At 73.3% G+C, this 23410-nt stretch carries 26 protein-coding genes; 20 read left to right on the plus strand and 6 right to left on the minus strand.

Annotated elements, in window-relative coordinates:
* Positions 1-22: 22 nt before the first annotated feature.
* Positions 23-862: a DegV family protein gene (locus BLA60_RS25210; RefSeq protein WP_075135462.1), complete on the minus strand. Its 840-nt coding sequence runs from the start codon at positions 860-862 to the stop codon at positions 23-25.
* 213 nt (positions 863-1075) lie between these two features.
* Here BLA60_RS25210 and BLA60_RS25215 point away from each other — a divergent pair, with 213 nt between their 5' ends.
* From BLA60_RS25215 to mnmA, 6 genes are all read left to right on the plus strand, one after another.
* Positions 1076-1861 carry an electron transfer flavoprotein subunit beta/FixA family protein gene (locus BLA60_RS25215; RefSeq protein ID WP_075135463.1) on the plus strand — a complete coding sequence of 262 codons (786 nt, stop codon included), beginning with the start codon at positions 1076-1078 and terminating at the stop codon, positions 1859-1861.
* Positions 1862-1875: 14 nt separating this feature from the next.
* Positions 1876-2841 carry an electron transfer flavoprotein subunit alpha/FixB family protein gene (locus tag BLA60_RS25220; protein WP_075135464.1) on the plus strand — a complete coding sequence of 322 codons (966 nt, stop codon included), beginning with the start codon at positions 1876-1878 and terminating at the stop codon, positions 2839-2841.
* Positions 2842-2910: 69 nt separating this feature from the next.
* Complete coding sequence (locus BLA60_RS25225; RefSeq protein WP_075135465.1) at positions 2911-3684, plus strand: GNAT family N-acetyltransferase; 774 nt, start codon at positions 2911-2913, stop codon at positions 3682-3684.
* Positions 3681-4556, plus strand: a complete 876-nt coding sequence (locus BLA60_RS25230) for a lysophospholipid acyltransferase family protein (protein WP_075135466.1) — start codon at positions 3681-3683, stop codon at positions 4554-4556. Before BLA60_RS25225 ends, BLA60_RS25230 begins: the two co-directional genes overlap by 4 nt.
* A gap of 126 nt (positions 4557-4682) precedes the next feature.
* Positions 4683-5909, plus strand: a complete 1227-nt coding sequence (locus tag BLA60_RS25235; protein WP_075135467.1) for a cysteine desulfurase family protein — start codon at positions 4683-4685, stop codon at positions 5907-5909.
* A 94-nt stretch (positions 5910-6003) separates the two neighbouring features.
* Positions 6004-7092 (plus strand): tRNA 2-thiouridine(34) synthase MnmA, encoded by a 1089-nt coding sequence (gene mnmA, locus BLA60_RS25240; RefSeq protein WP_075135520.1) that lies wholly within the window; start codon positions 6004-6006, stop codon positions 7090-7092.
* Between the two features lie 14 nt (positions 7093-7106).
* Here the strand turns inward: mnmA and BLA60_RS43565 are convergent, their stop codons facing one another.
* Positions 7107-7250: a hypothetical protein gene (locus BLA60_RS43565; protein WP_154814567.1), complete on the minus strand. Its 144-nt coding sequence runs from the start codon at positions 7248-7250 to the stop codon at positions 7107-7109.
* Positions 7251-7315: 65 nt separating this feature from the next.
* On the opposite strand from BLA60_RS43565, the gene BLA60_RS25245 reads away from it, so the two are divergent.
* The 7 genes from BLA60_RS25245 to BLA60_RS25275 all read left to right on the plus strand — a co-directional run bounded on the left by BLA60_RS25245 (position 7316) and on the right by BLA60_RS25275 (position 13297).
* A complete protein-coding gene (locus BLA60_RS25245; protein ID WP_075135468.1) occupies positions 7316-7924 on the plus strand; it encodes a DUF4178 domain-containing protein in 609 nt (202 codons plus the stop codon).
* Positions 7921-8412: a DUF2617 family protein gene (locus BLA60_RS25250; RefSeq protein WP_075135469.1), complete on the plus strand. Its 492-nt coding sequence runs from the start codon at positions 7921-7923 to the stop codon at positions 8410-8412. Before BLA60_RS25245 ends, BLA60_RS25250 begins: the two co-directional genes overlap by 4 nt.
* Entirely contained in the window at positions 8409-8828 is a 420-nt protein-coding gene (locus BLA60_RS25255; RefSeq protein WP_075135470.1) for a DUF4247 domain-containing protein, read from the plus strand. The genes BLA60_RS25250 and BLA60_RS25255 overlap by 4 nt, the downstream gene beginning before the upstream one ends.
* Positions 8825-9715 (plus strand): hypothetical protein, encoded by an 891-nt coding sequence (locus BLA60_RS25260; protein WP_075135471.1) that lies wholly within the window; start codon positions 8825-8827, stop codon positions 9713-9715. The genes BLA60_RS25255 and BLA60_RS25260 overlap by 4 nt, the downstream gene beginning before the upstream one ends.
* A 14-nt stretch (positions 9716-9729) precedes the next feature.
* Positions 9730-10155, plus strand: coding sequence for a DUF350 domain-containing protein (locus BLA60_RS25265; protein WP_075135472.1), 426 nt, complete (start codon positions 9730-9732; stop codon positions 10153-10155).
* Between the two features lie 24 nt (positions 10156-10179).
* Complete coding sequence (locus BLA60_RS25270; RefSeq protein WP_075135473.1) at positions 10180-11736, plus strand: polyamine aminopropyltransferase; 1557 nt, start codon at positions 10180-10182, stop codon at positions 11734-11736.
* 238 nt (positions 11737-11974) lie between these two features.
* A complete protein-coding gene (locus BLA60_RS25275) occupies positions 11975-13297 on the plus strand; it encodes a glycoside hydrolase family 10 protein (RefSeq protein WP_075135474.1) in 1323 nt (440 codons plus the stop codon).
* Between the two features lie 63 nt (positions 13298-13360).
* Here the strand turns inward: BLA60_RS25275 and BLA60_RS25280 are convergent, their stop codons facing one another.
* Both BLA60_RS25280 and BLA60_RS25285 read right to left on the minus strand, forming a co-directional pair.
* Positions 13361-14383 carry an S-adenosylmethionine:tRNA ribosyltransferase-isomerase gene (locus BLA60_RS25280; RefSeq protein ID WP_075135475.1) on the minus strand — a complete coding sequence of 341 codons (1023 nt, stop codon included), beginning with the start codon at positions 14381-14383 and terminating at the stop codon, positions 13361-13363.
* The gene (locus BLA60_RS25285) at positions 14380-15066 is read right to left on the minus strand and encodes an SDR family NAD(P)-dependent oxidoreductase (protein WP_075135476.1); all 687 of its coding nucleotides are present in this window, start codon (positions 15064-15066) and stop codon (positions 14380-14382) included. The genes BLA60_RS25280 and BLA60_RS25285 overlap by 4 nt, the downstream gene beginning before the upstream one ends.
* Before the next feature lie 146 nt (positions 15067-15212).
* Here BLA60_RS25285 and BLA60_RS25290 point away from each other — a divergent pair, with 146 nt between their 5' ends.
* Both BLA60_RS25290 and BLA60_RS25295 read left to right on the plus strand, forming a co-directional pair.
* Entirely contained in the window at positions 15213-16379 is a 1167-nt protein-coding gene (locus BLA60_RS25290; RefSeq protein ID WP_245812142.1) for a GAF domain-containing sensor histidine kinase, read from the plus strand.
* Positions 16372-17004, plus strand: coding sequence for a response regulator (locus BLA60_RS25295; RefSeq protein ID WP_075135477.1), 633 nt, complete (start codon positions 16372-16374; stop codon positions 17002-17004). Before BLA60_RS25290 ends, BLA60_RS25295 begins: the two co-directional genes overlap by 8 nt.
* Here BLA60_RS25295 and BLA60_RS25300 read toward each other — a convergent pair.
* Positions 16919-17842, minus strand: coding sequence for an EamA family transporter (locus BLA60_RS25300; protein ID WP_075135478.1), 924 nt, complete (start codon positions 17840-17842; stop codon positions 16919-16921). The genes BLA60_RS25295 and BLA60_RS25300 overlap by 86 nt on opposite strands.
* 196 nt (positions 17843-18038) lie before the next feature.
* Here BLA60_RS25300 and BLA60_RS25305 point away from each other — a divergent pair, with 196 nt between their 5' ends.
* A complete protein-coding gene (locus BLA60_RS25305; protein ID WP_075135522.1) occupies positions 18039-18929 on the plus strand; it encodes an AraC family transcriptional regulator in 891 nt (296 codons plus the stop codon).
* Positions 18930-18939: 10 nt separating this feature from the next.
* Here BLA60_RS25305 and BLA60_RS25310 read toward each other — a convergent pair whose 3' ends face one another.
* Positions 18940-19845 carry a serine/threonine dehydratase gene (locus tag BLA60_RS25310; protein ID WP_075135479.1) on the minus strand — a complete coding sequence of 302 codons (906 nt, stop codon included), beginning with the start codon at positions 19843-19845 and terminating at the stop codon, positions 18940-18942.
* A 32-nt stretch (positions 19846-19877) separates the two neighbouring features.
* Between BLA60_RS25310 and BLA60_RS25315 the strand changes: the two genes are divergently transcribed.
* From BLA60_RS25315 to BLA60_RS25330, 4 genes are all read left to right on the plus strand, one after another.
* Positions 19878-21140 (plus strand): hypothetical protein, encoded by a 1263-nt coding sequence (locus BLA60_RS25315; RefSeq protein ID WP_075135480.1) that lies wholly within the window; start codon positions 19878-19880, stop codon positions 21138-21140.
* Between the two features lie 69 nt (positions 21141-21209).
* On the plus strand, positions 21210-21596 hold the full coding sequence (locus BLA60_RS25320; RefSeq protein ID WP_075135481.1) for a hypothetical protein: 387 nt from the start codon (positions 21210-21212) through the stop codon (positions 21594-21596).
* 20 nt (positions 21597-21616) lie between these two features.
* On the plus strand, positions 21617-22669 hold the full coding sequence (locus BLA60_RS25325; protein WP_281257478.1) for a methionine synthase: 1053 nt from the start codon (positions 21617-21619) through the stop codon (positions 22667-22669).
* A 44-nt stretch (positions 22670-22713) separates the two neighbouring features.
* On the plus strand, positions 22714-23409 hold the full coding sequence (locus tag BLA60_RS25330) for a hypothetical protein (protein ID WP_425427089.1): 696 nt from the start codon (positions 22714-22716) through the stop codon (positions 23407-23409).
* Position 23410 lies beyond the last annotated feature (1 nt).

Consider the following 23410-nt stretch of genomic DNA (forward strand, 5'->3'; position numbering starts at 1 on the left):
CTACTACGCGGTAGCCCCCCGGCTACGCGGGCGAGATCGTGATGCCGACCGCGCCCGGCCCCAGGTGTACGCCGATCGTGGAGCTCACCTCCGTGAACGTGACCTCCCGGGTGCCCGGCAGGCGCTGCCTGAGCCGGGTCAGGACACGGTTGGCGCGGGCGAGGGCGCCGAAGTGCTCGATGGCCACGTCGACCTGGCGGCCGTCGGCGCGCTTGACCGCCGTGTCGACCAGTCGGCGCAGCGCGCGCTCGGCGCCCAGTACCCGGTCCAGCGGCGCGACCTGCCCGTCGGTCATGGTGAGCAGTGGTTTGAGCGACAGCGCGCTGCCGAGCATGGCCGCCGCCGCGCCGATCCGCCCGCCGCGGCGCAGGTACTCCAGGGTGTCGACGTACATCAGTTCGGCGCTGTGCTCCAGGCGCTTGGCCAGGGTGTTGATCACCCGGCGGGCGCCGCCGCCCGCGCCGGCGGTCCGCGCGGCGGCGAGCACCGCGTAGCCCAGGCTCATGCCGGTGGTGCCGGAGTCGATGACGTGCACCGGGACCCGCGCCTTCTCGGCGGCCTGCCGGGCGATCTCGCAGGTCTGCGACTGGCGGCCGGAGATGTGCACCGAGACGACCTCGTCGGCGGTGCGCCCGACGTGCTCGTAGGCCCAGGCGAAGGAGGCCTCCTCCGGCGGTGCGGTGGTCACCTCCAGGTCCCGCTGCAACGCCTTGACCAGGATCTCCTTGGGTACAGCGGGTTCCGCTCGTTCCTGGCTGCCGATGCGGATCCGCATCGGCACCACCATGATCCCCCACTGCGCCGCCAGTGACTCCGGTAGGGAGGAGGTCGAATCCGTGACCAAAGCAACGCGCCCCGACATGTGATCGAGCGTAACTCAGCCATTCGGGTGATGGCAGTCACGACAACTGGGGCGACTCTGTGTAGCGAATTATGCTACTGGTGAGTAACATGACGGGTGGTCAACGACACCGTGCCAATGCCGTGCCAACAGGAGGCCGGCATGGCAATGTCAGCACCCACGTCAGGTCGCCTTAGCCGGATGGGCTCGTCATCGGGAGGTCGGAGCAGACCCATGCCAAACATCGTCGTCTTGGTGAAACAAGTGCCGGACACCTATTCGGAACGCAAGCTCAGCGACACTGACCACACACTCGACCGTGACTCGGCCGACGCCGTGCTCGACGAGATCAACGAGCGCGCCATCGAGGAGGCCCTCCAGATCAAGGAGGCCCACGACGGCGAGGTCACCGTCCTGAGCGTCGGCCCCGACCGGGCGACCGACGCCATCCGCAAGGCCCTGTCGATGGGTGCCGACAAGGCGGTGCACGTCGTGGACGACGCGCTGCACGGCTCGGACATCCTGCAGACCGCCAAGGTCCTGGCCGCCGCGATCGGCACCGTCGAGGACGTTGACCTGGTCATCGCCGGCAACGAGTCCAGCGACGGCAGTGGCGGCGCGGTCCCCGCGATCCTGGCCGAACTGCTCGGCTACCCGCAGCTCACCCACGTCCGCGAGGTCACCGTCGACGGCTCCACCGTCAAGGTCACCCGCGAGACCGAGGAGGGCCTGACCCACCTCGAGGCGAGCCTGCCCGCCGTGATCAGCGTCGGCGAGAAGATCAACGAGCCGAGGTACCCCTCCTTCAAGGGGATCATGGCCGCGAAGAAGAAGCCGGTGGAGACGCTGGACGTGTCCGACCTCGGGGTCGACGCCGGCGACGTCGGCCTGGCCAACGCCTGGTCCACCGTGGTCGAGGCCGCGCCCAAGCCGCCCCGCGAGGCCGGCCAGCGCGTCGAGGACGACGGTGACGGCGGCAGCAGGATCGCCGAGTACCTCGTCGGCCAGAAACTGATCTGAGAGGAAACGAACCTATGGCTGAGGTCCTGGTCCTCGTCGATCACGTGGACGGCGAGGTCAAGAAGGTCACCAACGAACTGCTCACCGCGGGCCGTGCGCTCGGCGAGCCCAGCGCGGTCGTGGTCGGCGCCCCCGGCGACGCCGCGAAGCTGCGCGAGTCGCTGGCCGCCTACGGCGCGGCGAAGGTCTACGTCGCCGAGTCCGACGACGCCGCCGGCTACCTGGTCACCCCCAAGGTCGATGTGCTGGCCGCGCTGGTCGCGACCACGTCCCCGGCCGCGGTGCTGGTCGCCGCCAGCACCGAGGGCAAGGAGGTCTCCGGCCGGCTCGCCGCGCGGATCGGCGGCGCGCTGCTGGTGGACGCGATCGACGTCGACGGCGGCGACGGGATCACCGTCACGCAGTCGGTGTTCGGTGGCGCGTTCGTGGTGAAGGCCAAGGCGGCCAAGGGCTTGCCGGTCATCTCGGTGCGTCCGGGTGGGCTGGAGGCGCAGGCGGCGCAGGGCGCCGCCACCGAGGAGGCGGTCGAGGTCCCGGCCGTCGACCCGGCGAAGTCGGCGAAGATCACCGGCCGCGAGCCGATCGTGGGCGGCGACCGCCCGGAGCTGACCGAGGCCTCGGTCGTGGTATCCGGCGGGCGCGGCGTGGGCAGCGCGGAGAGCTTCGAGGTCGTCGAGAAGCTCGCCGACGTGCTCGGCGCGGCCGTCGGCGCCTCCCGCGCGGCGGTCGACTCGGGCTACTACCCGGCGCAGTTCCAGGTCGGGCAGACCGGTAAGACGGTCTCGCCGCAGCTCTACATCGCCCTGGGCATCTCCGGCGCCATCCAGCACCGGGCCGGCATGCAGACCTCCAAGACGATCATCGCCGTCAACAAGGACGCCGAGGCGCCGATCTTCGAGATCGCCGACTACGGCGTGGTCGGTGACCTGTTCAAGGTCGCCCCGCAGCTGACCGAGGAAGTCGCGAAGCGCAAGGGATGACCAAGGTTCACCGTCGCGTCACGGTAATCAGCACGTGAGGTTTGCCGGAGGCCGCGTACACAGGTGGGCATGACGCAGGCCCAGTTGCTGGTCAGCTCCACCGACGACGGATCGACGCGGCCCCGGTACTCCCTGCTCGTGGCCCGCGACGGCGAGGAAGTCGTTGCCGCGCAACGACTTCGCTATCAGGTGTTCGCCGGGGAACTCGGTGCGCGACTGCGCACCGAGCACCCCGGCCTCGACATCGACGCGTTCGACGAACACTGCGACCACCTCGTCGTGCGCGAGGACCGCACCGGCGAGATCGTCGGCTGCTACCGGATGCTGCCGCCCGAACGGGTCGCCGCCGCCGGAATGCTCTACTCGGAGACCGAGTTCGATCTGCGGGCACTCGCCCCGCTGCGCGGCGCGCTGGTGGAGACCGGCCGCTCGTGCGTCCACCCCGACCACCGCACCGGTGCCGTCGTGAGCCTCGTGTGGGCCGGAATCGCGCGCTACCTGCTGCTGTCCGGGCACCGCTGGCTGGCCGGCTGCGCCTCGGTGTCGCTGTCCGACGGCGGATCGCTGGCCGCCGGGGTGTGGGAGACCGTGCGGCACAAGCACCTGGCGCCGGCCCGCTACCAGGTGCGGCCGCTGCGCCCGTGGGACCCGGCCGGGGTCGTGCCGCCGGCGCGGGTGGTGCTGCCGCCGCTGCTCAAGGGCTACCTGCGGCTGGGGGCCTGGGTGTGCGGGCCACCGGCCGTCGACACCGACTTCGGGGTGGCCGACCTGTTCGTGCTGCTCGGCCTCGACCAGGTCGACCAGCGGTACCTGAGCTACCTGCTCGGCGAGCAGGCACCGTGACCACCCACGCGTGGTTCCCGCGCTCGCCGTGCGGGCCCGGCTGTCACAGCGGCCGGGAGCCGGCGGTGTCCCGCGCGCGGTATCTCTGGCGGCTCACCGCGCTGGTGGCGGTGGTGCTGGGCTGTGTGCTGGTGGTGGCGCTGCTGCCGCTGGTGGGCCGGCGCGGCCGGGAGGCGGCCGTGCGCACGGTGTTCCGGTCGGTGCTCGCGGCCGTCGGGGTGCGGCTGGCGGTGTCCGGTTCGGACGGCCTGAGCACCCGGGGCCGGGGCGTGCTGGTGGTCACCAACCACGTCTCCTGGCTGGACGTCGTGGCGGTCAACGCCGTGCGGCCGATGCGCGCGCTGGCCAAGTCGGACATCGCCGGCTGGCCGGTGCTCGGCCGGCTGGTCACCGCCGCCGGCTCGGTCTACGTGGACCGCGACCGGCTGCGCACCCTGCCGGCGACGGTCGCCGAACTGGCCACGGTGCTGCGTGGCGGGTCGCTGGTCAACGCCTGTCCCGAGGGCACCACCTGGTGCGGTCGGGCCGGCGGGCGGTTCCGGCCGGCGGTGTTCCAGGCGGCCATCGACGCCGGTGTCCCGGTGCTGCCGATCGCCCTGGAGTACCGGCTGGGTGACCGCACCCGGACCACGGCCCCCGCGTTCGTCGGCGACGAGACCATTGTGGAGTCGGTGCGCCGCACCGCCCGGCTGCGCGGGCTGGTGGTGGAACTGCGGGTCCTGCCGGAACTGCCGCCCGGGCGGGCCGCCGGCCGGGGCGAACTGGCGGCGCTGGCCGAGGCGGCCGTCGCGGGTCACACGTTCGGGTCAACGACGCGCCACACACCGGTGCACGCGACCGGTGAGGCACGACCGCTGCCGGTCGGCGAGTGATCCTCACCACGTTCCCGCCGGCGCGTCGCCTCCGCCGCAGGTAGAACGGTGCGCCGGGCACCCACCGGTCGGCGGCGGCAAGCTCGTGACCGGATTTCACCCCGGGCGGACTACCCTTGGTTCCCGATGACCTATCTCGACCACGCGGCCACGACGCCGATGCTGCCCGACGCGGTGACGGCGATGACCACGCACCTGAACGAGGCGTTGCATGCCAGGGGCAACGCCTCCTCCCTGCACACCTCCGGCCGGCGAGCCAGGAGGCTGGTGGAGGAGTCCCGTGAGGAGATCGCCGCTGCCCTGGGCGCGCGGCCCTCCGAGGTCGTGTTCACCGCCGGCGGCACCGAGAGCGACAACCTGGCCGTCACGGGCATCTACCTGGCCAGACGAACGCCCCAGCGGCGGCGGGTCCTGGTCTCGGCGGTGGAGCACCACGCCGTGCTGGAGACCGCCCAGTGGCTGGTCGAGCACGAGGGCGCGGAGCTGACCCTGCTGGAGGTCGACGCGTTCGGCCGGGTGCACGACGACACGCTGCGCGCGGCCATCGCCGGCGACCCGGGCTCGGTCGCGCTGGTGAGCGTCATGTGGGCGAACAACGAGGTCGGCACGGTCAACCCGGTCCGTGAGCTGGCGACGACCTGCGCCGAGCACGGCATCCCGTTCCACACCGACGCGGTGCAGGCCGTCGGGGCGATCCCGGTGGACTTCGCCGCCTCGCGGGCCAGCGCGCTGACCCTGTCCGGGCACAAGCTCGGCGGGCCGTTCGGCGTCGGGGTGCTGCTGCTGGGTCGGGACGTGCCGTGTCAGCCGGTGCTGCACGGCGGCGGCCAGGAGCGCGAGGTCCGGTCGGGCACGCTGGACGTGACCGGCATCGTCGCCACGGCGGCGGCGGTCCGGGTGTCGGTGGCCGGGCGGGCCGAGCAGGCCGAGCGGCTGGCCGGGCTGCGGGACGAGCTGGTCGAGGCGGTGCGGGCGGTGGTGCCCGACGTCATCCTCAACGGCGACCCCGGACAGTCCGATGTGGACGGAGCGCCGTCGCGGCTGCCGGGCAACGCGCACTTCACCTTTCCCGGCTGCGCCGGTGACAGCCTGCTGATGCTGCTGGACGCCAGGGGCATCGAGTGCTCCACCGGCTCGGCCTGCACCGCCGGGGTCGCCCAGCCCAGCCACGTACTGCTGGCCATGGACGTCGACACCGACCTCGCCCGGGGCTCGCTGCGCTTCTCCTTCGGCCACACCTCCACCCGCGCCGACGTGCGCGCGGTGGCCGAGGCCATCGGGCCGGTGGTCGAACGCGCCCGCAACGCCGGGCTGGTCGGCGCGCGCCGCCGGGTGGAGGTCTCCGCCCGGTGAGGGTGGGGCGCGGGTGGCGCGCCCGCGATGAGCGACGATGTGGACTCGCGGCAGGGCAGCGGTGCGCCGGCCGGTGGCGGAGGGGATGACGGCTGTGCGGGTGTTGGCGGCGATGAGCGGCGGGGTCGACTCGGCGGTGGCGGCCGCGCGGGCGGTGGCCGCCGGGCACGACGTGACCGGGGTGCACCTGGCGCTGTCGGCCAAACCCGGCACGTTGCGGACCGGGGCGCGCGGCTGCTGCACGGTCGAGGACGCCAACGACGCGCGCCGGGTCGCCGACCTGCTGGGGATCCCGTTCTACGTGTGGGACTTCGCGCAGCGCTTCGACGAGGACGTGGTGGCCGACTTCGTCGCCGAGTACGCCGCCGGCCGCACCCCCAACCCGTGCCTCAAGTGCAACGAGCGGATCAAGTTCGCCGCGCTGCTGGACAAGGCCGTCGCGCTCGGGTTCGACGCGGTGTGCACCGGGCACTACGCCCGGCTGTCGGTCGTGGACGGTCGCGCCGAGCTGCGGCGCAGCGCCGACGACGGCAAGGACCAGTCCTATGTGCTCGCCTCGCTGCGCCCCGACCAGCTGCGGCACGCGATGTTCCCGCTCGGCGGCTCGGTGAAGGCCGACGTGCGCGCCGAGGCGGCCAGCCGTGGCCTCGCGGTCGCCGACAAGCCCGACAGCCACGACATCTGCTTCATCCCCGACGGCGACACCCGGGCCTTCCTGGACCGCCGGCTCGGGCAGCGTCCCGGTGAGCTGGTCGACGACGAGACCGGTGAGGTTCTCGGCGCGCACACCGGTGTCCACGGGTTCACCGTCGGCCAGCGACACGGGCTTGGCCTGCGGGTCCCCGCGCCGGACGGCCGCCCGCGCTACGTGCTGTCGCTGGAACCGGTCAGCGGCGCGGTGCGCGTCGGCGCCGCCGAGCGGCTGGCGGTGCGCGAGATCGTCGCCGAGCGGCCGGTCTGGCCCTCGGGCGACGCGCTGGCCGGCGAGGTCGACTGTGTCGCCCAGGTGCGTGCCCACGGGGGTACCGCGCCGGCTGTGGCGTCCGTGGTGGACGACCGGCTGGTGGTGCGCCTTTCCGGCGAGCTGCGCGGTGTCGCCCCTGGTCAGGCCGTTGTGCTCTACCGACAGGACGGTGCCGGCGACGTCGTGCTCGGCAGCGCGATGATCGCCGCCACCAGCTGACCCGGCGCGAGGGGTCACGCCGCGAGGCCGATCATCGACCGTGACGCGCCGGCCCCGACGAGCTGCCGGCACCGGTCGCCGATGACCCGTTCCACCGGCCGTTCGGCCGTCTGGGCGCCGGCTGACGGGTGTTCGGTGTCCGCAAAGTCCGGAGTCATCCGTTCGGGTGAACTTCGCGACGACTATGCTCGCGGCGTCGCCGTCTAGTGGGGAGGGACCGGTCGTGCCCGAGCTCCTGCTTGTGCTGATCCTGCTCGCGGTGGTCGTGGTGGGAGTGCTGGTGTGGCAGCGTTCACGCGCCGACCGCAAACCCGTCGCCGCCGAGACGCCGGGCAAGCCCGTCGATCCGCTGGCCGACCACCAGGGTGTCACCGACATCCGCACCGTCCGGGCCGGCGACATGATCGAGTACGCCGACAAGCTGTACTTCGTGCGCGGGTCGCTGCGGCTGACCGAGAGCGGTTACAGCTGGTCGGAGCACTTCCTGGACGACGCGCGCGGCGACCGCGTGTGGGTGTCGGTCGAGGAGGACCCCGACCTCGAGGTGTACTTCTGGCACGAGACCGACCTGGTCGACGCGCCGGGCGGCAAGACCATGGAGGTCGGCGGCGTCACCTACACCAAGGAGGAGGACGGCACCGCCCGCTACACCTCCGAGGGGACCACGACCGTCGCCGAGCGCGGCAGCGTCGACTACGTCGACTACGAGGGCCCCGGCGGCAAGGCGCTGAGCTTCGAGCGGTTCGACGGCGGACGCTGGGAGGCCGGTCTCGGCGAGGAGATCCCACTGCCCGCGCTGCGCGTCTACCCGGCCGGCAGTGATCGCACGTGAGAGCACGTCTGGACACCCGGTTCGCCGACTCGCGGGCCGCTGACCTGAGCCTGGCCTACGGCCTGCGCCCGTTACCGGCCCTGGGCACCCACGTCGTGGCGCTGCCCGGGATCGACCTGGAGCTGCGGGTGCTCGGCGCCTCCCACCAGGTGGTGGTCGGCGGCTGGTCGGAGACCGTCGCGTGCCTGCCCGACCGCACGGGCGCCCTGCCGGCGCGGGACACCTCGGTGACCGCCGGCCTGCACACGACGTTCGAGGCACACTGCCACCGGCTCGACCCGGCGGCGCTGGCCGAGCGGGTCACCGCGATCGTGGCCGGGTGCGAGGCCGACGAGTACGCGCTGGTCGGCGAGTTTCCCGGCTCGCCGCTCGCGGTGACCGCGCTGCGCGCGTGGCCGGTGGACGGCGGCGCGGCCTGGCGGACCTGGCACGCCTACCCCCAGGCGGGAGAGTTGGTCGAGACGCGGAGCGTGGTGAGGGCGGCATGAACAGGCGCACCAAGTTTTTCGTCGCCGGTGGGCTCGGCGGGGTCGGGCTGATCGTGCTGCTGGTGGCGATCCTGGGCACCGGCGGCGTGCGCGGGCACCTGCAGGACAACTACCAGCGGGTCTCGTCCAACGGCGACTCGATCGTCTACACGTCCTCCAGCAAGCCCAAGGCGGTGTACGAGTCGATCCGCTCGGCGGTCAAACCGGCGGACGTGCAGGTCGACCCCCAGGGTTACTTCATGCGTTACTCCAGCGACATCGTCGCGGTGACCGCCAGCGGCACCGGGTCACGGATCTACATCGACGACGAGCGGCGCGGCTACGCGCACTGGTTCCCGTTCGTGGCCGGCTACTGGGGGACCGGCGGCGGCTACGGCGAGGGTATTCGCGGCGGCGGACCGGGAGCCGGGAAGTGAGGCGGGCGCTGGCGGGTGCCGGGATCGCGGTGGTGTCCGCGATCGTGCTCCTCGCCGCGCCGGCCACCGCCACCGCCGACGTGATCTTCGACCAGGCCGACGCCGACGACCTCGCCGCGACCCTCGACGAGGCGTTCCAGGCGCAGGGCGTGTGCTACGGCTGGCAGATCAACGTGGACAACGTCGGGATGAACGAGTACAGCACCGGTTCGAACTTCGGTGCCGGCGTCGCCCTGAGTGAGGCCGACGACATCAGCCGGTGCGACGCGCGGATCGAGTTCCAGGCCGACATCCGGTGGACCAGCGAGTCGTCGGAGATCGAGGACTCGGCGAGCTACCGGGTGGACAGCCTGCCTTCGGGCCCGACCACCGCCGACCTGGACAGTCTGGAGCTGGTCAGCGAGGATGGCCTGGTCAGCGACGACGTGGACGTTGACGTGTACAAGGCGGTGTCGGCGCTGCCGCTGCTGGCCGCCGACGCCGGGGTGGCCGAGCCGATGGAGGCCAGTCCGGCGCCCGAGACCGCGGCCGAGTCCGCCGGCGGGGCGCCGACGAACTCGCCCGGCTCGGACTTCTGGCGCGAGGCCGGAGGTGCGGTGCTGTTCAGCGCGGTGCTGCTGGTGGGCGGCGGGGTGTTCGCGTTCTGGGCGCTGCGCTCACCGGCGGCCCGGCGACGCACCGGGCCGACGTCGAAGCCCGAGACACCGGCCTACGTCCCGCCGGAGTGGTCCGTCGGCGGCGACCAGCCGACCCGTCCCACCCGCCAGCCCGGTCGGCCGGGCGCCGGTCCGCCGGGGGCGGGGCAGCCGGATGGTCCGCCGCCCGCGACCCCGCCGGGTGACCGGCCCGATGACTCCCCGAATCCCGATTCCCGGCCCGAAACATAAGGAGCCACCCACCCATGTTGTCCGACGTCTTCTCCGAAGTCGGCATCGCCGCGACCTACGGCCTGGTCGGCCTGGTGCTGATGGCGGTCGGCTTCGTGCTGGTCGACCTGCTCACCCCGGGCAACCTGCGTGAGCAGGTGTGGGTGCAGCGCCACCGCAACGCCGCCATCCTGCTGTCGAGCAACCTGCTCGGCGTCGGCATCATCGTGGCGACGGCGATCGTGGCCAGCGAGGACGACTGGGGGGTGGGCATCGTGTCCACCCTGGCCTACGGCCTGCTCGGTCTGGTCCTCATGGGACTGTCCTTCGTGGTCATCGACGCGGTGACGCCGGGACGGCTGGGTGAGCTGCTGATGGAGGAGGCCGACCACCCGGCGGTCTACGTCAGCGGCGCCTCGCACCTGGCGGTCTCGGCGATCGTGGCCGTCGCGATCGTCTGAGACGCATCACGGATCACCCAGCTCATGACCAGGCCCGACCAGCGCACCCGCGCGATGCGCGCCGGGCTGTTGTTCGCCACGTTCGTCTGCGCGGCCTGCGGCCTGGTCTACGAACTCGCCCTGGTGGCCCAGGGCTCGTACCTGCTCGGCGACTCGGTCACCCAGGCGTCGGTGGTCATCGCCACCATGGTGTTCGCCATGGGGATCGGTTCGCTGGCGGCGAAACCGTTGCAGCGCAGGGCGTTGGCGAGTTTCGCGGTGGTCGAGGCGGTGCTCGCGCTGGTCGGCGGGCTGTCGGTGCTCGGCCTGCACGCCGCGTTCACCTGGCTCGACCTGTACTGGCCGGCGCTGATCCTCATCTCGACGCTGGTCGGTCTGCTGATCGGCGCCGAGATCCCGCTGCTGATGACGCTGCTGCAGCGCATCCGCCGCCAGGACGCCGGCTCGGCGACCGCCGACCTGTTCGCCGCCGACTACGTGGGGGCGCTGGTCGGTGGTCTGGCGTTCCCGTTCCTGCTGCTGCCGCTGCTGGGGCAGACCAGGGGGGCGCTGGTCGTCGGCATGGTCAACGCGGTGGCCGGGGCGTGTGTGGTGCTGTTCCTGTTCGCCAGGACGGTCTCGCGTCGCCGCCGGGCGGCCGTGGCGGGCGGCACGCTGGCCGTGCTGGCGGTGCTCGGGGTGGCCTTCGCCGGCAGCGACGCGTTCCTGCGGTACTCCCGGGACGTGCTCTACGACGACCCGGTGGTGCACGCCGAGACCTCGTCGTACCAGGAGATCGTGCTGACCCGGTCGTCGCCGATCGCCAAGGGGCAGCCGGACACCCGGCTGTTCCTCAACGGGGACCTGCAGTTCTCCTCGATCGACGAGTACCGGTACCACGAGGCGCTGGTGCACCCGGCGTTGTCGGGCCGGCGTGACCGGGTGCTGATCCTGGGCGGTGGGGACGGGCTGGCGCTGCGCGAGGTGCTGCGGTACCCGGACGTGCGGGAGGTCGTCGAGGTCGAGCTCGACCCGGCGGTGCTGCGGCTGGCCAGACAGGATCCCCGGCTGACCGAGCTGAACGGGCACTCGCTGGACGACCCTCGGGTGCGGGTGGTGGCCGACGACGCGTTCTCCTGGCTGCGGGGCAACACCGACCGGTTCGACGCGATCATCGTGGACATGCCGGATCCGGACTCCACCGCCACGGCCAAGCTGTACTCGCAGGAGTTCTACCTGCTGACGCGGCGGGCGATGGCCGAGGGCGGGCAGATGGTCGTCCAGTCCGGCTCGCCCTACTTCGCGCCCCGGACGTTCGACTGTGTCGTGGCGTCGATCCGGGCCGCCGGGCTGGGGGCCACGCCGTACCACGTGTACGTCCCGACGTTCGGGGACTGGGGTTTCACGCTGGTGCGGGAGGGGACCGAGGCGCCGGAGCTGAGCATCGACCCGCCGGGGAAGCTGCGGTTCCTGGACGAGGCGGGGGTGGCGGCGGCGACCGTGTTCCCCGCCGACCGGCTGCCCGATCCGTCGGCCCAGCCGTCCACTCTGGACGATCCACGGGTGCTGCGGCTGACCACCGAGGAGTGGCAGCAGTACTAGGGTCGGTTTTCCGGTCCATTCTCGGAAAACTCGCGGAAGTTGATCGACAGCGACCGGTGAATCGGCGTCAACTGAACACGATTCAGGCTGGTCAGAATGTTTTCAGGGCTTGTTTCAGAGTCAGTGAACTTTCGGGAATTGGCTTGTTGACCTAGCCCGCACCACACCCGCATACTCCGCCCAGCATCGCTGTTCGTACGGGGCCTATCGCGCAGTGTGGCGCAGGAAAGGAACAGCCATGATCGGTCGGAGGGCACTGACAGCCGGCGTGGTGGCGGCGTTGAGCGCGGCGGCACTGGTCACCGCCGCCACGCCGGCCAGCGCGGCGACGACCCTGGGGGCCGCGGCCGCCGAACGCGGCAAGTACTTCGGGGTCGCCGTGGCGGCCGGCCACCTCGGCGAGTCCGACTACACCGCGACCCTCAACCGCGAGTTCCGCAGCGTCACCGCCGAGAACGAGATGAAGTGGGACGCGCTGGAACCCAACCGCAACCAGTTCAACTGGGGCAACGCCGACCGGATCTTCAACCACGCCCGGGGCCAGGGGATGGCCGTGCGCGGCCACACGCTGGTGTGGCACTCGCAGCTGCCGGGCTGGGTGGGCGGGCTGGACACCAGCAACCTCCGCTCGGCGATGGTCAACCACATCAACCAGGTCATGGGCCACTGGCGCGGCCAGATCACCGCCTGGGACGTGGTCAACGAGGCGTTCGAGGAGAACGGCAGCCGACGGAACTCGGTGTTCCAGCAGCGGCTGGGCGACGGCTACATCGAGGAGGCGTTCCGCGCGGCCCGCGCCGCCGACCCCAACGCCAAGCTCTGCTACAACGACTACAACATCGACCGCTGGGACTACGCCAAGACCCAGGCCGTGTACCGGATGGTGCAGGACTTCACGGCCCGGGGCGTGCCGATCGACTGCGTCGGTTTCCAGGGGCACTTCAACAGCGGCAACCCGCTGCCGTCCAACTACCACACGACGCTGGGCAACTTCGCGAGCCTCGGCGTCGACGTGCAGATCACCGAACTGGACATCGCCGGCTCGGGGCAGACCCAGGCCGAGCAGTTCCGGGGCGTCACCCAGGCGTGCCTGGCGGTGGCGCGGTGCAACGGGATCACCGTGTGGGGCGTGACCGACAAGTACTCCTGGCGCCCCGGCGACACCCCGCTGCTGTTCGACGGCAACTACAACAAGAAGCCGGCCTACGACGCGGTGCTCGCCACCCTCAACGGCGGGACCGGGGAACCGGGGCCCGGCTCGTGCACCGTCACCTACCAGGAGACCAACCGCTGGGGGGACCGGTTCAACGGGCAGGTCACCGTGCGGGCCGGGACGAGCGCCATCAGCACGTGGTCCACGACGGTCACCATCACCTCCCCGCAGCGGGTGTCCACGACCTGGAACGGCACACCGTCGTGGGACTCCTCCGGGACGGTGATGACCATGCGCCCCAACGGGAACGGCAACCTCGCGCCCGGCGCGTCGACCAGCTTCGGGTTCACCGTGATGGCCAACGGGAACTGGACGGCACCCCGGCTCGGCGCCTGCACCGCGTCCTGAGGTCCGCCCCCGAATACTCCGCCGCCGGCACGACTCCCGCCCGTGCCGGCGGCGGACCCCACGTCAGGCCAGCAGCAGGTTCACGTCCCCGAACTCGTGCCACAGGTAGTCGGCGTTGACCGCCGCCGCGTAGGTCTCGTCGAGCGCGTCGGTGCCGGCGATCGCCGCCAGCATGTCCAGGTGGGACGCCCGGGGCTCGTGGAACCCCGTCAGCAGACCGGACACCACCCGCACCCCGCGTTCGGGGGTGACCACCAGGTCGGTCCACCCGGACGCCGCCGACACCGTCCCGTCCTCGTCGGCGGCGGTCTCCAACGCCCGCACGGCCGTCGTGCCGACGGCGATCACCCGGCGGCCCTGCGCGCGGGCCGCCGTGACCAGCCGGGCGGACTGCTCGGGCACCGCGAACCGCTCCGGGTAGGGCCGCTCGTGGGACTCCGGGGACGCCAGCCCGGTGTGCAGCAGCACCGGCGCGAACTGCACCCCCGCCGACACCAGCCGGCTGACCAGCCGGTCGGTGAACGGCCGCGACGCACTGGGCATCTCGGCGCTGCCCGGCGTCGTGCCGAACACCGTCTGGTAGTAGGACAGCGGCCAGCGCGACGGCACGTACGAGTACCGCACCGGCTCGCCGTGGGCGGCCAGGTAGTCCGGCACGTCGCGGCCCCCGATGTCCACGTCGGACTCCCAGAGACGGCCGGCCGAGAACGGGACGCGCACCGTCACCCGGCCCCCGCCGGGCAGCGGGAACCGTTGTCCGGCAACGACATCGGTGGCCCGCTCGGTCGCCGGGCCGCGCACCCGGCGCGGCTCCACCAGCCACCGCCCGGACGACAGCTCGGTGGAGAAGTGCACCGCGAGGGCGGCTCCCTCGACCGGCACGGCCGCCGGCATGGTCGCCGACGTGTTCACCACCAGCACGTCCCCGGCCCGCAGCAGCGCCGGCAGGTCGGTGAACCGGTGGTGGGCCACCCGCCCCTGGTCGCCGACCAGCAGCCGCACCTCGTCGCGGCGCAGGCCCCGTGCCTCCGGCGGCTCGTGGGCCTCCAGCTCGGCCGGCAGCGTGAAGTCCATGACGGCGGTCATGCCGGCACGGCCAGGTCGGCCAGCCGCACCCGGCCCGACTCCGGCCGCGTGTCGACCAGCCGCAGGAACGCGGCGACCACGGTCTCGGGCAGCGGCCGGTCGCTGATGTCCTCGCCGGGGAACGCCTCCTGGTGCATCCGGGTCCGCAGGTCGCCGGGGTCGACCCGCCACACCCGCAGCGCCGGCTCCTCCTGGGCGAGCACCGCGCTCCACTGCTCGGCGCCGGCCTTCGCCGAGCCGTAGCCGCCCCAGCCCTCGTAGGCCTCCAGCGCGGCGTCGGAGGTGACCGTGACGACCGCCCCGGCGCGTGCCCGCAGGTCCGGCAGCGCGGCCTGGACCAGCGCCAGCGGCGCCACGGTGTTGACCTCGTACACGGCGCGCAGCGCGTCGAGCGGGTAGTCGGCCAGCCGGGGCTGCGGGCTGGGCCCGAGGATCCCGGCGTTGTTGACCAGCAGGTCCGGGCCACCGAGCCGGCGGGCGTGCTCGACCAGCGCGGCCCGGTGTTCGGGGTCGGTGACGTCCCCGGCGACCGTGACGGCGGCCTCGCCAAGACGGTCGGCGGCCTCGGCCAGCGCCGTGGCGTCCCGGGCGTCGACGACCAGCCGCCAGCCGGCCCCGGCCAGACCGGCGGACAGGGCGAGTCCCAGCCCACGGGACGCTCCGGTGACGATCGCGACAGGCATCTTCGCACTCCTTCTGTTCGGCTCACCGCCGACGCTAGGAGCGGGCGGGCGCCGCGCCATCGGGCGCGGGCCGGGCGCCGGGTAGGCCGATGGACCTAGGTCTCGTGGCCGATCCGGGCCGCGCGGGACGTGGGTACCGTGGTGACGTGCCCGGATTCGACAGTCCCGGATTCGACGGTCCCGGATTCGACAGGGAGGAGCTGCGTGCGGTGAGCGCCGCCGTGCTCGCGGTGACCGCCCACCGCTCCGTGCACGACGTGCTGCGCACGATCCTCACCTCGGCCCGCAAGCTCGTCGGTGCCCGCTACGCCGCGCTCGGAATCCCCGACGGCGCCGGCGGTTTCGCCGAGTTCATCGCCGACGGCGTCACCGACGAGCAGTGGTCGGCGATCGGCCCGCTGCCACGCACCCACGGCCTGCTGGGCCAACTGCTGCGCGAACCGCACCCGATCCGGCTGGCCGACATCCGCGCGCACCCGAACTTCCGATGGTGGCCGGCCGCGCACCCCGACCTGACCGACTTCCTCGGCGTGCCGATCCTCGACGGCGACGAGTTCGTCGGCGAGCTGTTCCTGGCCAACAGCTGCCACGAGGGCGGGTTCACCGCCGACGACGAGGAGCTGATGCGGCTGCTGGGCGCGCACGCCGCGATCGCCATCGTCAACGCCCGGCTCTACGAACGCGCCCGCGAACTGTCCATCATGGAGGAACGGAACCGGATCGCCAGGGAACTGCACGACGCGGTGACCCAGAAGCTGTTCAGCCTGCGGCTGACCGTCGACGCCGCCGCCGCGCTGCTGGAGCGCGACCCGGCGCGCGCGGCCACCGAGCTGGCGACCGTGCGCCGGCTGGCGGGGGCGGCCACCGAGGAGCTGCGGGCCATCGTCGACGGCCAGCGGCCGGCCGACCTGGCCGGCGACGGCCTGGACATCGCCCTGCGCAAACAGGCCGAGCTGCTCGACCGGGTGCACACGGCGACGGTCAGCTACACCGCCTGCGACTGTGTGCCCACACTCACCGAGGCCCGGCAGCGGGCGGTCTACCGGGTGGCGCAGGAGGCGACGCACAACGCGCTGCGGCACGCCGACGCGACCAGGGTGGCGGTGCGGATGGTGGTGCACAACGGTTCCGTCGAGCTGACCGTCAGCGACGACGGCTCCGGCTTCGACCCGAGGTCGGCGCACGGCGCCGGCCGCCGTCTCGGGCTGGCGTCGATGCGGGAGCGGGCCCGCGCGACCGGCGGGGTGCTCACGGTGCGCTCCGAACCGGGAGCCGGCACGACCGTGCGGCTGGTGGTGCCCACCGGTGGCTGACCGGATCAGGGTGCTCGTGGTGGACGACCATCCCGTTGTGCGCCAAGGACTGCGCACGTTCCTGGACCTGCAGGAGGACCTGGAGGTGGTCGGCGAGTCGGCCGACGGCCGGGCGTGTGTGGCCGACGCCGAGGCGCTGCGCCCGGACGTGGTCCTGCTCGACCTGCGGATGCCGGGCGCCGACGGCGTCACCGCGCTGCGCGGGCTGCGGGCGGCCGGCAACCCCGCGCGGGTCCTGGTGATCACCAGCTTCACCGAGCCGACGGCCGTGCTGCCGGCCGTGCGGGCCGGCGCGAGCGGCTACGTGTACAAGGACGTCGACCCGCCGGCGCTGGCCGCCGCGATCCGCTCGGTGCACGCCGGCCACGTGCTGCTGCACCCCGACGTCGCCGCGCTGCTGGCCGCCGGCGACGCGCGCCCCGGGCCGGCCGCGCTGACCCCGCGCGAGCGGGATGTGCTGACCGAGGTGGCCAGGGGCCGGTCGAACCGGGAGATCGCCCGGGCGCTGTCCCTGTCGGAGAAGACGGTGAAGACCCACGTCAGCGCGATCCTCGGGAAACTGGGGGTACAGGATCGGACGCAGGCGGCGCTGCACGCGGTGCGGACCGGGCTCGTGGAGCCGTGAGCCCGGCGAGCACCCCGGCGATGATCAGCACCCCGGCGCCCAGTTGTACCGCGGTGATCCGCTCGCCGAGGAACACCGCGGCCGCCGCCGTCCCGAACACCGGCACCAGCAGCGAGACCGGCGCGACGGTCGAGGCGGAGTAGGTCCGGATCAGGTAGCCCCACACCCCGAACCCGGCGACGGTGGCCAGCAGTCCCACGAAGACCACGGCCCCGACCGCCGGCCAGGTGACCGTGCGCAGCGCCGCCAGTCCCCGTGCCGGGCCCTCGACCAGCGCCGAGAGCGCGAACAGCGGCGGGGTCGCCAGCGCGCTGACCCACACCATGAACGCCAGCATGTTCGGCGGGCTGGCGACCCGGGTGGCGACGTTGGACAGCCCCCAGCCGGCGGCCGCCCCCAGCACCAGCAGGAACGCCCCGACCGGGCTGGCGGCCCCGAGGTCGAACGCGATCAGCCCCACCCCGCCGAGCGCGACCACCAGCCCCAGCACCTGCCGCCACCCGAGCCGCTCGCCGATCAGCGCCACGGCGAACAACGCGGTGAACACCGCCTGGGTCTGGAGCACCAGCGAGGACAGGCCAGGCGGCATTCCCGCCGACATGCCGATGAACAGCAGGCTGAACTGCAGGATCCCCAGCGCGAACGCGACCGCCGCCACCCACCGCCAGCCCACCCCGGGGTGGCGCAGGAACAGGATCGCCGGCACGGCCGACACCAGGAACCGCAGCGCCGAGAACAGCAGCGGCGGGAAGTGGTCCAGCCCGACCTTGATGACGACGAAGTTGACGCCCCACACGGCGGCGAGGCCCAGCGCGAGCAGCAGGTGTCGAGGCGCCATGCCCTCACCTCACCGGACCCGGGTCGCCGGGCACAAGCCCGGCGACCGTCCGTGCGCGCCACTGTGGACTCGTTAGGCCACCAGTGGGCGCGGGGTGGCGGTCGGTGACCCTGTGGTCGTCCTCGCTGCGCCATCCCGGTCACGCTGTGGATGAGTTGTCCCACAGGAGGTTGCGGCCGTCTATGATCCGTTGACCGTGACCGTTGTCCGTTCGGCCGACCCGCTGGCCGAGGTGCTGGCCGGTGTGCGCCCGTCGACGACACGGTTCCTGCGTGCCGAGCTGACCGCGCCGTGGGGGGTGGAGCTGCCGCCGTCGGTCGGGCCGTCGTTCCTGTTCGTGGCGTCCGGCCGGTGTTGGCTGGGGGAGGACCGGTGGCTGCTGCCCGGTGACTTCGCGTTCGTGCCGCGTGGCGGCACGTGCCGGATCGCCGACCAGCCGGGCCGACCGGCCGATCCGTTCGGTGCGTTGCGCCGCCGCCAGTTCGGCCGGCGGTCCTCGTCGCTGCGCCACGGCGGGGGTGGGGCGGCGACGCTGATGGTGTGCGGGGAGGTGGCGCTGGACCAGCCCGACGAGCCGCTGGTGGCGCAGCTGCCCGGGCTGTTGGTCCTGTCTGGACAGTCGGGCGTGGCGGGGGCGCTGGCCCAGGAGGTGGCCGACGGGGCCGCCGGGGTGGAGACCGTGGTGTGCCGGCTGGTCGACGTTCTGGTGGTGTCGGTGATTCGGCGGTGGCTGCGTTCCGCGCCGGCCGACGGGTACCTGGGGGCGTTACGGGACCCGCATCTGGGGCCGGTCCTGGCCAGGATGCACCGCGATCCCGGGTTCGCCTGGTCGGTGTCGACGCTGGCAGCCACCGCCGGGTTGTCGCGCTCGGTGTTCGCCGAACGGTTCACCGCCACCGTGGGGCGCACGCCGATGGCGTACCTGACGGAGATCCGGATGCGGCTGGCGACCGCCCTGCTGGCCGACGGGCTGGCGCCGGGACAGGTCGCCGCCCGGGCCGGTTACGACTCCGTCGCCGCGTTCTCCCGGGCGTTCAAGCGGGTGACCGGGCGGTCTCCCGCCGTGGTGCGCCGGGGCCTTGGCTGAACTCGGGACCTCACGCCGGGACCCAGTCGGTGTTGGCGCCGCAGAGAACCAGGCAGGCGTTCTCCCCGGGGACCGCGCCGTTGAGCCAGGCGGCGAACGGCACGGCCCCGGCCAGCTCCACCGCCAGCCGGAACTCCTCCCACAGCCGGTCGCGGGCGGCGACGATCTGCTCGTCGGTCACCACCACCGACGCCGCGTCCCCCAGCAGCGCGAAGGGCAACTCGCCGACCCGGGTCGCGCCCAGCGCCGAGCTGGCTACGGAGTCCACAGTGGAGTCAACGGGCCGGCCGGCGGCGACGGCGTGGTGGAACGCCGAGCACCCCACCGGTTCGACCGCCACCACCCGCCGGCCACCGGCGCCCAGGGCGGTACCGGCGGCCAGCCCACCGCCTCCGACGGCCACCACCACGGTGTCCACATCGGACGCCTCGGCGACGATCTCGGCCGCGCACGTTCCCTGACCGGCGATCACGAACGGGTCGTCGTAGGCCGGCACGTACCGCCGGCCCGGGGATCCGGCGGCGGCCAGCGCCGCCCGCGCCGCCTCGGCGTACGTCGCGCCGTGGCGCACGAGCCGCGCCCCGGTCGCCTCGATCCGCCTGGCCTTCGCCGAGGGCACCGACTCCGGCACGTACACCGTCGCCGGCAGGTCGAGCACGGCCGCCGCCGTGGCCACCGCCAGGCCGTGGTTGCCGCCGGACGCGGTGACGACCAGGTCCGGGCGCGGGCCGGCGAGCAGCGCGTTGAGCGCGCCCCGGAACTTGAACGACCCGGTGACCTGGAGCTGCTCCAGCTTGAACACCACCGGCCGGCCGTCGACCCGCGCCCGCAGCACCGGGGTGCGGCGCGCGTGGGGACGGATCCGGGCGGCGGCCCGGTCGACGTCAGCCGGTACCGGCGTCTGGACGGAGAGCATCGTGACATCCTCGGGGCACAGGAGGTGGCGGGGTGGTCGACGTGGTCGCGTTCGGGGTCGCCTGGTGGCTCGGGCTCTACCTGATCACCCGCGACCCCACCAAGCCGACCCTACGCCGCACCGGCGCGGGGCTGCTCGCCTACGCGCTGGCGATCGTGCTCGACGGGTTCCGTCCGCACGGGACGGTCCTCGGCGCCGTGCACGCCGTCCTGTTGAGCCTGCCGGCCGTGCTGTGGACCGGGGTGCTGATCCGGCTGACCGGTGTGGACCGGTGGTGGCGCACCGTCGCGCTGCCGGTGACCGTCGGGCTCGCGGTCGTCGCCGGCGCGGTCGGCGGGGCGGCGCTGGCGGTGCTGGCCGTCGTCGTGCTGGTGCCGCTGTGCTGGGGGCTGGTGCGGCTGGTCCGCGCCCCGGTGCGCGGAACCGTTCTGGTGGCGGTGCTGCTGGTCGGGTTGGCGGCCGGACTGCTGGGGCTGGGGCTGGACGTGCTGGCGCGGACCTGGCTGCTCGTCGGCATCGGCGTGGACCTGGTGGCGCTGGGCGTGTTCGTCGCCGTGTTCGACGGGTTCGACGAGGGCGAGACACTGCGCCGGGACATGGCGCACTCGCTGCTGCTGGCCGGCGCCACGGCCGTGGTGTTCGGCGGGCAGGTGGCGCTGGCGATGGCGCTCACCGGCGATGACGGACTGGCGCCGCTGTGTTACGGGGTCGTCGCGGCGGCGATCGCCGTGCAGGTGCTGGCCAGGCCACTGCAACGGGCCGCCGACCGGGTCGTGCTGCCACCGGCCATGCGGGCGACCCGCGCCGAACTGCGGGAGGTCGCCGACGCCCTGCCCCGCCGCGACGAGACGCTCGCCCTGGCGTCGCTGGCCGACACCGAGTTCGTCCGGCTCACCCGGCGGGCCCTGAGCCACTACGGGGACCTCGGCAAGCTCGTGTCCAGCCCGCTGATCGCGCTGCCGGCGATCGACACACGCCTTGGCGAGCGCGAGGGCGCGCCGCTGGAACGCGCCCGGGAGCTCAAGGCGCTGCTGCGGGAGGCCATCACCCGGCTCAAGCCCCGTGACGGCGAGTTCGGCACCAGCGAGGAGTGGCGGCACTACAACGCCCTGTACTTCTACTACGTCGTCGGGCTGCGGCCCTACAGCGTGCGCACCAAGCTGACCGACCCCGACCCGGTGGCGCGGCGGGCGCTGTCCTGGTTCGCCGACCACGTCCCGGAGCGCACCCTGCACAACTGGCAGGCTGCCGCCGCCCGCGTCATCGCCGGAGAACTGCGCGCCGACCTGCGCTGACGCCGCGCTGGCAGTGTTTGGCAGCGGTTGGTGTGGCCGTGGCAGCGTCGGCCGACGCACGGTCGGGCCATGACCATCACCGCATCGAACACCACCTCCTTCCTGCGCGGCGCCCTCACCTTCGACGGCGTCGTCACCACCGCCTCGGGTGTGGCGCTCGCCCCGCTCGCCTGGACCCTCGCCGGCCCGCTCGGACTGCCCGCGGCGGCGCTGCTGGCGGCCGGAGTGTTCTTCGCCTGCTACGGCTTGGCCGTGCTGTACCTGGGCACCCGGCCGGTCACCGACCGGCGCGGCGCGTGGGCGGTGGTGGCCGCCAACTCGGTGTCGGCGCTGGCCTGTGTGGCGGTCGCCGTGCTCGCCGGGGCCACCACGCTCGGCGCGGTCGTGCTGGTCGCGCTCGGGGTGGCGATCGCCGGGCTGGCCGCGCTCCAGGTCCTGGGGCTCCGGCGGCGCTGAGCGTGCGCCAGACTGTGCGGGTGACTCAACCCTGGCCGCTCGGCGCGGCGACCGCGATCGGTTCCATGCCGGGGGTCGACCCGCTGGAGGCGTCGACCGTCGTCCTCGGCGAACTGCCGGACCTGCCGTACCTGCCCGAGCTGCCGGCCAGGGGGCTGGGTGCGGACACCATCGGCCGCACGGCCGGGCTGCTGGTCGACCTCGCGGTCGAGGTCGTGCCCTCCGGCTACCGGGTGACCGCGCGGCCCGGCGGCGACCACCGCCGCGCCAGCGACCACCTGCGCCGCGACCTGGATGCCTTCGAGCAGGCGCTGGACCGGGCCGGCACCCGGCCGCCGCTGGTGAAGGTGCAGGTCGCCGGGCCGTGGACGCTCGCCTCGGAGGTCGAGCTGGTGCGCGGGCACCGGGTACTGACCGACCCCGGCGCGCTGCGCGACTTCACCGCCTCGCTGGCCGAGGGCCTCACCGCGCACGTCGCCGAACTGGTCAAACGCACCGGCGGCGACGTGCTGGTCCAGCTCGACGAGCCGTCGCTGCCCGCCGTGCTGGCCGGCACGCTGCCGACGCCCTCGAAGCTGGGGACCGTGGCGGCCGTCGCCGCCCCGGAGGCGCGGGACATCCTCGCCACCGTGGTCGAGGCGGCCCGCGCGGCCACCGGCCAGCCGGTGGTCGTGCACTGCTGCGCGCCGCGCCCGCCGGTGGCGCTGCTGCGCTCGGCCGGCGCGGACGCGGTCGCCCTGGACGCCACCCTGCTGGCCGGCACCCCGGCGGCGTTCACCGACCAGCTCGGCGAGGCGTTCGACGAGGGCTGTGTGCTGTTCCTCGGGCTGGTGCCCAGCACCGAACCGGCCAGCCCGCCCACGCTCGTCCAGCTCGCCCGGCCCGCGCTGGACCTGCTCGACCGGCTCGGTTTTCCCCGCGCGCTGCTCGCCGAGCGTGCCGTCCCCACCCCGACCTGCGGCCTGGCCGGCGCGACCCAGGAGTGGGCCCGCCGCGCCCTGACCCACGTCCGCGACCTCGGCAAGGCGTTCGTCGAACCGCCCGAGTCGTGGGCGAAGGGCGCGACGGACTGAGCGGTCCCCGCCCGCCGGTCGCGGCGAACGGGCACCATGGTGGCGTGAGATGGTTGCGCCGCCGACGTCCCGTCGCCCCCGCCGAGGTTGCCCACCGGCCCGACACCAGGGCCCTGGCCGAACGGTTCTGGTACGGCTGGCAGGAGATGCTGCCCGAGATCGCCGCCGCGCTGGGCGACCGGGAGCCCAACCGGGTGGAGAACGGGCTCTGCCGCCTGGTCGCCGACCTGCACCCGGACCTGCACTTCTCCCTGGAACGCGGGCAGCGGGCCATCTACGCCCTGGTCGTCACCGGACAGGAGGACCCCCGGCTGAGGGAGTACACCGACGCCTGGCGCGCGGCCGCCCCGCCGGAGGACGCCCTCTGGGAGTACCACGACGCCGTGCCGCCGGTGCCCGACCCGACGCTGGTCACCGTCAACCTCGGCCAGCACCGGATCCGGCTGGCCGACGTGCGGGTGGTGGCCCAGGTCGACCGGGCGGAGGGCGTCGTCGACGTCGCCGTGCACCACCCGGTGATGGCCGAGCTGGCCGAGGCCGCCCGCTCGGCGATGACCTACCTGCCGCTGGACGCGGCGCTCGGCGAGCGGCTCGCGGGGGAGCGGTTGCGGCGGGTGGAGACCGCGAGCGGTGAGCCCCAGGACACGATCGGGTTGATTGAACTACGCGATCTGGTGCACGAGCTGGCGGGTCTCGAACCGCCCCCGGCGACCCCCGAAAATGTCGGACCCGCCGACTAGT

Source organism: Actinophytocola xinjiangensis (assembly GCF_001921215.1).
Lineage (GTDB): Bacteria > Actinomycetota > Actinomycetes > Mycobacteriales > Pseudonocardiaceae > Actinophytocola > Actinophytocola xinjiangensis.

Coding starts and splice junctions, on each gene's coding strand:
- BLA60_RS25265 (WP_075135472.1), top strand. CDS start 9,730: ATGTTGTCCGACGTCTTCTCCGAAGTCGGCATCGCCGCGACCTACGGC.
- BLA60_RS43565 (WP_154814567.1), bottom strand. CDS start 7,250: ATGACTCCGGACTTTGCGGACACCGAACACCCGTCAGCCGGCGCCCAG.
- BLA60_RS25220 (WP_075135464.1), top strand. CDS start 1,876: ATGGCTGAGGTCCTGGTCCTCGTCGATCACGTGGACGGCGAGGTCAAG.
- BLA60_RS25270 (WP_075135473.1), top strand. CDS start 10,180: ATGACCAGGCCCGACCAGCGCACCCGCGCGATGCGCGCCGGGCTGTTG.
- BLA60_RS25255 (WP_075135470.1), top strand. CDS start 8,409: ATGAACAGGCGCACCAAGTTTTTCGTCGCCGGTGGGCTCGGCGGGGTC.
- BLA60_RS25300 (WP_075135478.1), bottom strand. CDS start 17,842: ATGGCGCCTCGACACCTGCTGCTCGCGCTGGGCCTCGCCGCCGTGTGG.
- BLA60_RS25280 (WP_075135475.1), bottom strand. CDS start 14,383: ATGACCGCCGTCATGGACTTCACGCTGCCGGCCGAGCTGGAGGCCCAC.
- BLA60_RS25215 (WP_075135463.1), top strand. CDS start 1,076: ATGCCAAACATCGTCGTCTTGGTGAAACAAGTGCCGGACACCTATTCG.
- BLA60_RS25210 (WP_075135462.1), bottom strand. CDS start 862: ATGTCGGGGCGCGTTGCTTTGGTCACGGATTCGACCTCCTCCCTACCG.
- BLA60_RS25225 (WP_075135465.1), top strand. CDS start 2,911: ATGACGCAGGCCCAGTTGCTGGTCAGCTCCACCGACGACGGATCGACG.
- BLA60_RS25235 (WP_075135467.1), top strand. CDS start 4,683: ATGACCTATCTCGACCACGCGGCCACGACGCCGATGCTGCCCGACGCG.
- BLA60_RS25310 (WP_075135479.1), bottom strand. CDS start 19,845: ATGCTCTCCGTCCAGACGCCGGTACCGGCTGACGTCGACCGGGCCGCC.
- BLA60_RS25275 (WP_075135474.1), top strand. CDS start 11,975: ATGATCGGTCGGAGGGCACTGACAGCCGGCGTGGTGGCGGCGTTGAGC.
- BLA60_RS25320 (WP_075135481.1), top strand. CDS start 21,210: ATGACCATCACCGCATCGAACACCACCTCCTTCCTGCGCGGCGCCCTC.
- BLA60_RS25285 (WP_075135476.1), bottom strand. CDS start 15,066: ATGCCTGTCGCGATCGTCACCGGAGCGTCCCGTGGGCTGGGACTCGCC.